The organism is uncultured Leptotrichia sp., assembly GCF_938036635.1.
Classification (GTDB): domain Bacteria; phylum Fusobacteriota; class Fusobacteriia; order Fusobacteriales; family Leptotrichiaceae; genus Leptotrichia; species Leptotrichia hongkongensis.
In genome coordinates this window covers 1-9,326 of the sequence record NZ_CALHQO010000286.1, presented here as the reverse complement: position 1 = coordinate 9,326, position 9,326 = coordinate 1, and the positions used below count along the sequence as shown (strand labels likewise).

Annotated in this window: 11 protein-coding genes; all 11 read right to left on the bottom strand. The window is 27.7% G+C overall.

Annotated features, from left to right (window positions below):
• Positions 1 to 747: tRNA (guanosine(46)-N7)-methyltransferase TrmB (gene trmB, locus Q0370_RS05640; protein ID WP_299573206.1), on the bottom strand; the 747-nt coding region annotated here is incomplete at its 3' end.
• A 69-nt stretch (positions 748 to 816) separates the two neighbouring features.
• Positions 817 to 1,983 carry a glycosyltransferase N-terminal domain-containing protein gene (locus tag Q0370_RS05635; RefSeq protein WP_299573204.1) on the bottom strand — a complete coding sequence of 389 codons (1,167 nt, stop codon included), beginning with the start codon at positions 1,981 to 1,983 and terminating at the stop codon, positions 817 to 819.
• Between the two features lie 168 nt (positions 1,984 to 2,151).
• Positions 2,152 to 2,433, bottom strand: a complete 282-nt coding sequence (locus Q0370_RS05630) for an HU family DNA-binding protein (protein ID WP_299573202.1) — start codon at positions 2,431 to 2,433, stop codon at positions 2,152 to 2,154.
• 203 nt (positions 2,434 to 2,636) lie between these two features.
• Positions 2,637 to 3,287, bottom strand: coding sequence for a (d)CMP kinase (cmk, locus tag Q0370_RS05625; protein ID WP_299573200.1), 651 nt, complete (start codon positions 3,285 to 3,287; stop codon positions 2,637 to 2,639).
• Between the two features lie 142 nt (positions 3,288 to 3,429).
• Positions 3,430 to 4,353: a 50S ribosomal protein L11 methyltransferase gene (gene prmA / locus Q0370_RS05620; RefSeq protein WP_147005200.1), complete on the bottom strand. Its 924-nt coding sequence runs from the start codon at positions 4,351 to 4,353 to the stop codon at positions 3,430 to 3,432.
• A gap of 17 nt (positions 4,354 to 4,370) precedes the next feature.
• Positions 4,371 to 5,150 carry a TIGR00282 family metallophosphoesterase gene (locus Q0370_RS05615; protein WP_147005199.1) on the bottom strand — a complete coding sequence of 260 codons (780 nt, stop codon included), beginning with the start codon at positions 5,148 to 5,150 and terminating at the stop codon, positions 4,371 to 4,373.
• A 202-nt stretch (positions 5,151 to 5,352) separates the two neighbouring features.
• The gene (rny, locus tag Q0370_RS05610) at positions 5,353 to 6,927 is read right to left on the bottom strand and encodes a ribonuclease Y (RefSeq protein WP_299573198.1); all 1,575 of its coding nucleotides are present in this window, start codon (positions 6,925 to 6,927) and stop codon (positions 5,353 to 5,355) included.
• Positions 6,928 to 6,939: 12 nt separating this feature from the next.
• Positions 6,940 to 7,341, bottom strand: a complete 402-nt coding sequence (locus tag Q0370_RS05605) for a hypothetical protein (RefSeq protein WP_299573197.1) — start codon at positions 7,339 to 7,341, stop codon at positions 6,940 to 6,942.
• 89 nt (positions 7,342 to 7,430) lie between these two features.
• Complete coding sequence (locus Q0370_RS05600; protein ID WP_299573196.1) at positions 7,431 to 8,294, bottom strand: lipid A biosynthesis acyltransferase; 864 nt, start codon at positions 8,292 to 8,294, stop codon at positions 7,431 to 7,433.
• 75 nt (positions 8,295 to 8,369) lie between these two features.
• The gene (rpsO, locus tag Q0370_RS05595; RefSeq protein WP_021743041.1) at positions 8,370 to 8,633 is read right to left on the bottom strand and encodes a 30S ribosomal protein S15; all 264 of its coding nucleotides are present in this window, start codon (positions 8,631 to 8,633) and stop codon (positions 8,370 to 8,372) included.
• 136 nt (positions 8,634 to 8,769) lie between these two features.
• Positions 8,770 to 9,264 carry a TlpA disulfide reductase family protein gene (locus Q0370_RS05590; RefSeq protein ID WP_299573195.1) on the bottom strand — a complete coding sequence of 165 codons (495 nt, stop codon included), beginning with the start codon at positions 9,262 to 9,264 and terminating at the stop codon, positions 8,770 to 8,772.
• Positions 9,265 to 9,326 lie beyond the last annotated feature (62 nt).

Genomic DNA, 9,326 nt, shown 5'->3' with positions numbered 1-9,326 from the left:
TTCTTCAGCCTTTTCTGAATTGTGTAAATCTCTTGTTCTATAAATTACTTTATAATTATCAATACTGTTTACTAATTCTAGAACATCCTCATAATATTGTTCGTGATCTGTTTTAAAAAATAATTTTCCACCTGTTTTTAAAATTATATCTAGCTTCGAAAATAAATCCTCACTTACAACTCTTTTTCTCTCTTCGCCTTCCCAAGGATCTGGAAAATTAACATAAACTCCTGTTATTTCGTTTTTTCCAATAAAATCCAATATTGTTTCTGCTCTTTTTCTTATAAAGAGAATATTATTCAGATTTCTTTTTTTAGATTTTTTAGCTGCTAAAACAAGTCTCTTAAATCTTAATTCCAAAGCAATATAGTTTCTATCTTTAAATTTCTGTGCATTTTTTACAGTAAAATTTCCACTTCCACAACCGATTTCCAGATAAATATCGTTATCATTCTGAAAAAATTCGCTCCATTTTCCACGATAACTATCTACACTTTCATTATTATACATTAGATACTCAGGAAATTCAAGCATTTCACACATATATTTATTATAATTTTTTTTAGGTTTTTCAAAGAAATATTTCCAAATTTCCTTTTCATTTATCATTTTACTTTTTTCAGCATTAATTTTTTTAAATTCATCATTTACTTTTTTTATTTTTTTTCGTTGCTCTTGTTCAGCTTCTGTAATCTCTATTTTTTGACCATTTTTTCCTATAATTTTAATTTTATTCGTATCTTTCATTTTATTACTTTCCTTATTTTTTTATTTATTCAATTATTTTCCAACAAAAATTGGAATTCTAAATAATAATTAATCAAAAATTTCTTTCCAAATTTTATCAATTTCATTATTTTTTTCAAAAAATTCTCCTGTGTCAACATTTTCAGATTTTCTCAAGTACTCAATAATCTCATCCTTATTTTGCACAATTTCAATAAAATCTAATTCCTTAGCATCTTTCACTATCTCTTCTATATTTTGAAAATATTTTCCAATAATTGGCTTTTTACCATAATACAGTGGCTCTAAAATCGAATGTCCACCAATATCGACGAGAGTCCCTCCAACAAATACAAAATCTGCTATCTGATAAAAATCTGTTAAAATTCCCATTTTATCAACTAAAATTATTTTTTTATAATCTTTATTTTTGTTATCTTTTTCAATTTGTGTAATTAATGAATATTCATCTTTTGAAAAATTTTCCAAAATAATACTTTCAATTTCACCTATTCTTTCCAAGTGTCTTGGTACAAGTACTAATTGATACTCATTATTAACATTTATCTGTTTAAATACTTCCAACCAAATTTTTTCTTCATTCGGACGTGTACTTCCACATACAATCACTTTTTTATTTTTATCTATAACTGTTTCGTTATATTTTTTTATCTCTTCTTCTGTGATTTTATTATATTTAATCGAATATTTCAGATTTTTATAAACTTTAATTTTGTGCTTGTCAATTCCTATTTTTTCGTATCTTTCCTTATCTGAAGTACTTTGTACCATTATTTTTGTAGCACGGTTTAATGTTTTCCTTATAAGCCATCCAAATTTTAAATATGACTTCAATTTCTTTTCAGTAAGTCTTCCATTGACAATAAGCAGTTCTCCATTTGCTGAGGCAAAATAATATAAATTTGGCCATATTTCAGTTTCTATGATTATCGTTTTCTCTATTTTATATTTTTGGTAAATTTTATGAACTGTAAAAAAATCATCAAGTGGAAAATAAATTATTTTAACATTTCCATTTGCAGAATATTTTTTATTAACTATTGAAAATCCAGTATCGGTCATAACAGAAAGAATTAGTTTCCGATTACTATCTTTCAGTATTTTTTCAATTAATTCCTGTGTTAGATTAAATTCTCCTACTGACGAGAAATGGATAAGTATTGCCTCTTCATTGTCATTAAGAAAATTATCATTTCCGATTTTTTGAAATAGACGTGACTTAAAAAATTTTAACAACTTTTTATTGAATATTGCTAGAATAGATATTATGAAATATAGTAAAATTCTTAATAAATTATATAAAATCATATTTTCCTCATTTTTTAATTTTTCTTTAAGCAAAAAGACTATCTCTTAATGATTTTACATTCAGAAATAGCCTTTCATTAATTTAAAAAACAAAAATTATTTTCTTTTTGCTACGTTATCAGCTAATTTTTTACCTACTTTAAATTTAACAACATTTTTTGCAGGTATTTTAATTTCTTTTTTAGTTTGAGGGTTAATCCCTGTTCTTGCTGCTCTTTCTTTTACTTCAAATGTTCCCCACCCAACAAATTGAACAGAATCTCCTTTTAATAATGTTTCTTCAACAGTTTCTAAAAATTGGTTTACCAATTCTTCTGCTCTTTTTTTAGTTTCTCCTGTTGCTTTTGCATAAGCATCTACAAATTCTTTTTTTGACATATTAATCAATCCTCCAAATTATTCTTTTTTTTTAAAGTACTAGACTATTATACACTATTTTCAGTATTTGTCTAGTGTTTTTTTTAAATTTTTTGATTTTTTTTCATTTTTTTATTATTCTACGGATTTTATAATTTTAAAGAAATCAAATTCACAACAATTATTAAACCTCATGTTATTATATATATACTTAAAATAAGATTTTAGATTTTATTTTTTTGCTTAATTATATATAAAATTTCATTTTTTACTTCCTCAATATTTTTAGAAGTTGTATCCACTTCAATTGCGTTATCCGCTTTTTTTAGGGGACTTTCTTTTCTTGTTGAATCAATTTTGTCCCTTTTCAAAATATTTTCATAAATTTCTTCAATTTTAACATTTTCCCCTTTTGCAATAAGTTCCTTATAACGTCTATTCGCTCTTTCTTTAGCATCTGCAATCAAAAATATTTTTACATCTGCATTTGGAAAAACAACCGTCCCAATATCACGTCCATCCAGAATAACATTTTTCGATTCTGAAAATTTTCTCTGTAAATCGACCATTTTTTCACGAACCTCACGTATCGCTGCAATATCGGATACATTTTCCGAAACAACAGGTTTTCTAATCTCCTCACTCACATTTGTATCATCTAGATAAAATCCATTTTTTTTAATATCAATTCTCAAATCATCCAGCATTTTTATGATTTTGTCTAAATTATCCAAAATTCCTTCATTTAAAGCCTTTAATGTAACAAGCCTATACATTGCTCCTGTATCAAGATAAACAAGTCCCAAATCCTCTGCAATCAATTTTGCGATAGTGCTTTTCCCACTTCCAGCAGGACCATCAATAGCAATTATCATATATTCTTCCTACTTTCTATATTATTAATATTATTCTGTTTTTCCTTTTTAAATTATTCTAAAATTCAAGATTGAAAATTTCGACTATTCCACTTATATTACTTTGTATAAACATAACAAGATTTTTAAACTTTTAAATTAATTACTTTATATATTTGAAAACAAGCGATACCCAGTTGTTTTTTTCTTTTCTGTCGATTTGTTCTAAGTTATAATTTTTAGCTTTATTTACAAATGTCTCTTCTTTTTCACTCAAAATTCCAGAAAAAATAACAGTTGCATCTTTTTCTAAAATCTTTTCTATATCTTCAAGCAGTTTTTCCAGAACATCTACCAAAATATTTGACACAACTAAATCATATTTTTCACTGACATCATCTACCAAATTTCCAATTATCACTTCAAAATTATCATTTATGTCATTTTTAGAAAAATTTTCCAAAACAACATCTCGAACTTTTTCATCAATATCAATTCCAACAACCTTTTTCACACCTAATTTTTTCCCAATCAACATCAAAATACCGGAGCCACAACCTATATCCAGTAATTTCTTTTTATTTTCCGAATATTTCTCTAAAAATTCCACACATAATGAAGTCGTTTCATGCGTTCCTGTTCCAAAGGCAAGCCCTGGATCAATTTCAATTACAATTTCATTATTTTCTAGTTCATACTTATCCCAACTTGGCTTTATAACAATATTGTCAGTTATATTTACAGTATGAAAATATTTTTTCCATTCATCTTGCCAGTCTTCGTCATTACATTTAGCTGTATAAATTTCATACATAAACTCCACATCTGAATTCTGAAATTCTTTTAAATTATTAAAAATAATATTTAATTTTGTATTTGCAAATCTGTTATCAACAACATATCCAATTATACTCCAAACATCATTTTTTATTGCAAAATTAGCATTATAATCCAGTATATTTTCAGAAAAGTAATCAATAACTTCTATCTGTTTAATTCCAATTTCATCAAACATATTTACTAATTTTGTCTTTGTTTCTTTTAAGTTATCCGAAAAATAATCTACTTTTACTTTTATCCATTTCATTTTTTCATTTTCCTTTTTTATATTTCATCATATCCCATGTTCACACGTTTAATTGATACTGCCCTACCGGTCTTTTCATTCACTTCCAGCTCGATTCCGTTGATTCTCAAGTTTTCCTCACATACAGAATATCTTGTTGGCATTCCGTCCTTAAATCTTTGTATACTTTCTTTTCTATTCATTCCTAGAATACCGTCATGTCCTCCAGTCATACCTATATCTGAAATATATCCAGTCCCTCCTGGCAAAATTCTTTCATCTGCCGTTTGTGTATGTGTATGAGTTCCATAAACTGCTGATACTTTTCCAGATAGGTTCCATCCCATTGCCTGCTTTTCTGAAGTAGCTTCACCATGAAAATCAAGAATAATTATATCTGTTTGTTCCTTAATCTTTGGTAAAACTTCTTCAACTGCCAAAAATGGACAAGCAATTGGTGGCATAAATACTTTACATTGGGCATTTATAACTGCCACTTTTACTCCATTTTTTTCAACAATTGTATAACCGCTTCCAGGTGCTTCTTTTGTATAGTTTATAGGCCTAATCAAATTTTTCTGTTCATTTATGTATGAATAGATTTCCCTTTTATCCCAGCTATGATTTCCAAGAGTTATAACATCTACTCCCCGATTAAACATTTCCTTTGCAATCTTTACATTTATCCCAAAACCACCAGCTGAATTCTCTCCATTTACAATAATAAAATCATAATTCTGTTTTCTTTTTTCCAAATATTTAAACAATGTGGTTCTACCTGGTCTACCGACAATATCACCAATTATTAAAAATTTCATGTAAAATCATCCCTTTGCATCTCAAATTTATCTAATATTTATTATACTACATATTATAATTTTTTTATAGTTTTTCTTAATTTATTTTTTTGATATTTTAATCTTTTTAGGTTGGTTTTACTATAAAAAAGAGCCTCCTGAATAAAAATTATCTTAAAAAAGATATTTTTAATGGATAAGCTCTCTTTTAGTTCATTTTTATTTATTTTGCATATTCCACAGCTCTAGTTTCTCTTATAACAGTAACTTTTATCTGTCCTGGATATTGCATTTTCTCTTCTATTTCTTTTGCTACATCTCTAGCTAGTATTGTAGCTTTATCATCATCAATATTATCAGGATGAACAATTAACCTTAATTCCCTTCCAGCTTGAATTGCATACGAGCTTTCAATTCCTTCATGACTATTAGCAATTTCTTCTAACTGCTCTAGACGTTTCAAGTAATTTGATAATGTCTCACGTCTTGCTCCTGGTCTTGAGGCTGAAATTGAATCTGCTGCTTGTACCAATACAGCTTCTATGCTTAATTGCTCTACTTCATTATGATGTGATTCTACAGCATTTATTACAATTTCACTTTCTTTTGAGAATTTTCTTAAAAATTCTCCACCATTTATAGCATGTGATCCTTCTTGCTCATGTGAAAATGCTTTTCCTATATCATGCAATAATGCCGCTCTTTTAGCAATGTCAACATTTGCACCAATTTCTGCTGCTAAAGCTGAAGCTATATGTGCAACTTCTATTGAGTGCTGTAAAATATTTTGTCCGAAAGATGTTCTGAATTTCAAACGTCCAAACACTTTTAATACTTCACGTGGCAATGTTGGAATTCCTACTTCTAAAATAGCCTGTTCTGCAGCATCTAATATGCTTTCATCTACTTCATGCTGTGCTTTTGCTACAACTTCCTCTATTTTTGTTGGATGAATACGTCCATCTGAAATCAATTTTTCAAGTGCAATTTTAGCTACTTCTCTTCTTACACCATCAAAAGAAGACAGTACAACTGCTTCAGGCGTATCGTCTATTATTAAATCAACTCCTGTTGCAGCTTCAATGGCTCTTATATTTCTTCCTTCACGTCCAATAATTCTACCTTTCATTTCTTCACTTGGTAACTGAATAACTGAAATTGTAGAATCAACAACATAATCTGAAGCAGCTTTTCCAATTGCTGTTGAAATAATTCTTTTTGAAATTCTATCTTTTTCTCTGTCTAAATTGTGTTCATAATCTCTTATTAATACAGCTTTATCGTGATCTAGTTCGTTTTCCAGCTTAGTTAAAATAATTTTTCTTGCATCTTCCTGTGTCAGTTCAGAAATTCTTTCCAATTCTTTTTCTTCATTTGCAATCATTTCTTCTAGTTCTTTTTCTCTTCGGAACAATTTTTCACGATATTTCTCATTTTTAGATTCTCTTTCTTCTAAACGTTCCATTTTTGTTTCTAAAGTTTCTTCTTTTTTGGCAATTCTTTCTTCTTTTGTAGCAAGTTCTGATTTCATTTTCTTTATTTCGTCATCTGCTATTTTTTTCTCATTTAACAATTCTTCTTTTACTTTTAGTGTTTCTTCTTTTCTAAACGATTCAATTTCTCTTTCAACTTCTTTTTTTGATGTTTCAAGTCTTCTTTTAGCATCAACGATTTTTAATTCCAGTTCGTTCAAATCTCCGTATTTTTTCTTAAAAATTGAACTCCCAAAAAAATAAGCTATAAAAAAAGTTAAAAAAGAAAAAATAACAATCAACAAAATCGCTATTGATATGCTCATTTTTCTCCCTTCTTATTTTTTTTCAGCTACATTTGAAATCTTCCAAGTATTATCATTTGTTTTTTTCCAAGTTAGTTTATAATAATTGCTTGCTGTGGCAAAATTAACTACCATAACACTATTTGCCTTATTTTTAGATACGACATTAACATCAGAAAAAACAAATGTCAATCCCGAAAGATCGTATTCTTGCATTTTTTTTACAATAATATTATTTTTAAATGTAGGTAAAAAAACTTCTTTTAATTTATTATATTCATTTGAACTGGCAGCATCCTTTAACTCTTCTGTAACTTGCATTATTTGAGAACTAATTGTCTTAGCTTCAATTTGAGTTACTTTTTTTTCAGAGGCAGTAAGGCTGGTACAGCTCATAAGAATCAACAAAATAAATAGACATAAATATTTTTTCATATTTTCCTCCAAAAACTTCGTCATTTAATTTTAACATAATTTTTTCACATATTCAAGTTAGAAAAAATAATTTTTTCGTTTTTTTTCCACTATTTTTTCTTATTTCTCCATCTTTTATGCTGCCACATATACTGCTCTGGATATTCTCTGATAATTTCCTCAAATTCATGATAAATTTTTTGCATATTATATCGCATTGTTTCCTTTAATTTTTCCTGCTTTTCTATTTCAATAATTTTCTTATTTTTAACTCGTATCACATCTCCATCAAACACGGCATATGCAAGGACTATTGGTATTTTATGTTTCATAGAAAGCAAAACAGGTCCTGCAACTCCAGTTGTTTCACGTCCAAAAAATTTCACATCCACATCTTTTCCATAATGATCCGAAGCAAGAGCAATAATTGATTTTTCATTTATTGCTTTTCTCAAATTATCGCTATCATGTAATGGCAAGGAATTAAGTCCTCCCTCTTCACGCCATTTTGTCATCAAGTCATTAATTTTTTTATTTTTCTGATTTCTAAAAACAGCATAAAACTTTCTTATATTCCTCATTCTGCTCCCAGCTTCAAATCCGCCAAGATGAAGCGAAACAATTAAAACAGCCTTTTCATTATTTTCACAAGCCTGTCTCATTAGTTCCTCATTTTCTACAACAGTATTCCCATCTCGTGTAATCTCTTCCAAAAAAATAGAAGTCATAATCATCTTTCCCATTGTCTTATATGATTCTTTTGCAATTTTCTCAATGTCTTTATCATTTTTTTCAGGAAAAGCATTTTTTATATTATCTATCGTAAGTAGACGTCTTTTTTTTATAAGATAATATGCTGCCATTCCGAAACTTTCAAAAATTCTATATCTTGTTTTAAGAGAAAAAATTGACAAAATCTTTTTTATCAAAATAACAAAAAATCCTGTTATTTCTTCACTTATTTTATATTTCATCTTATTCTTAAACTCCTTAAAAATTTATTTTTTAAAAAAAGAGCATACATAAAATACGCTCTTTTATCTTAATTACTATTTTCTGATTCCTAATTTTTCGATTAATGATCTATAATCATCAACGTTTCTATTTTTGATGTAGTTTAATAATCTTCTTCTTTTACCAACCATTTTTAGTAATCCTACTCTTGAATGCACATCTTTAGGATGTGTTTTTAAGTGAGCTGTCAAATGACTGATTCTGTCTGTAAGAAGTGCAACTTGTACTTCAGCAGATCCTGTATCTTGAGCATTTTTTCCATATGCTTCAATAATTTCTTTTTTTGGTTTTAATGCCATTGTTTTCCTCCTAATAATTATTATTTAAACCAAGAATATAGCGGCAAACTTATATTCATAGTATAAATTCAGAAATATTTTATCATATATTCTCTTATTTGTAAAGACTTCCACTTTCAATTTTTTTAAAAATTGACTATTTTGCAAACGAAGCTGTTAATGAATCAAAATCAACTGGCAATTCAAGTTTTTCTTCAACTTTACCATTATTTATTTTTAAATTGTATGGAAATCCATCAACTGCAAATCCACGAGTAATTGCACCATTTTCATCAAAGTAAGCAGGGAATGTATATCCATTGTCTTTCACATAAGTCTGTGTTTTTCCAAGATTAGTCTGAGAATTTGTAAATACGACTACTACATTAACTTTATCTTTATTTGCATCATAAAATTTTTGAACTTCAGGCAACTCTTCCTTACAATGTGGACACCATTCAGCAGCAACAATCATTAATGTTTTTTTACCATTGTTCATAATTTTTTCACTATCAACAGTTTTATTGCTATTTAACTCCTTCAATTCAAATTTTGGAACTTTCCCTTTCCCATCTACATCAACACTAAATTCTTTTCCACAAGATGCCACAAATAATAAAAGTAATGACATCATTAAAATTATTTTTTTCATTTTCTCTCCTTAAATTTATTTTTTATTGCTTAAAACAATATTTTATCGCACAATTATACAAT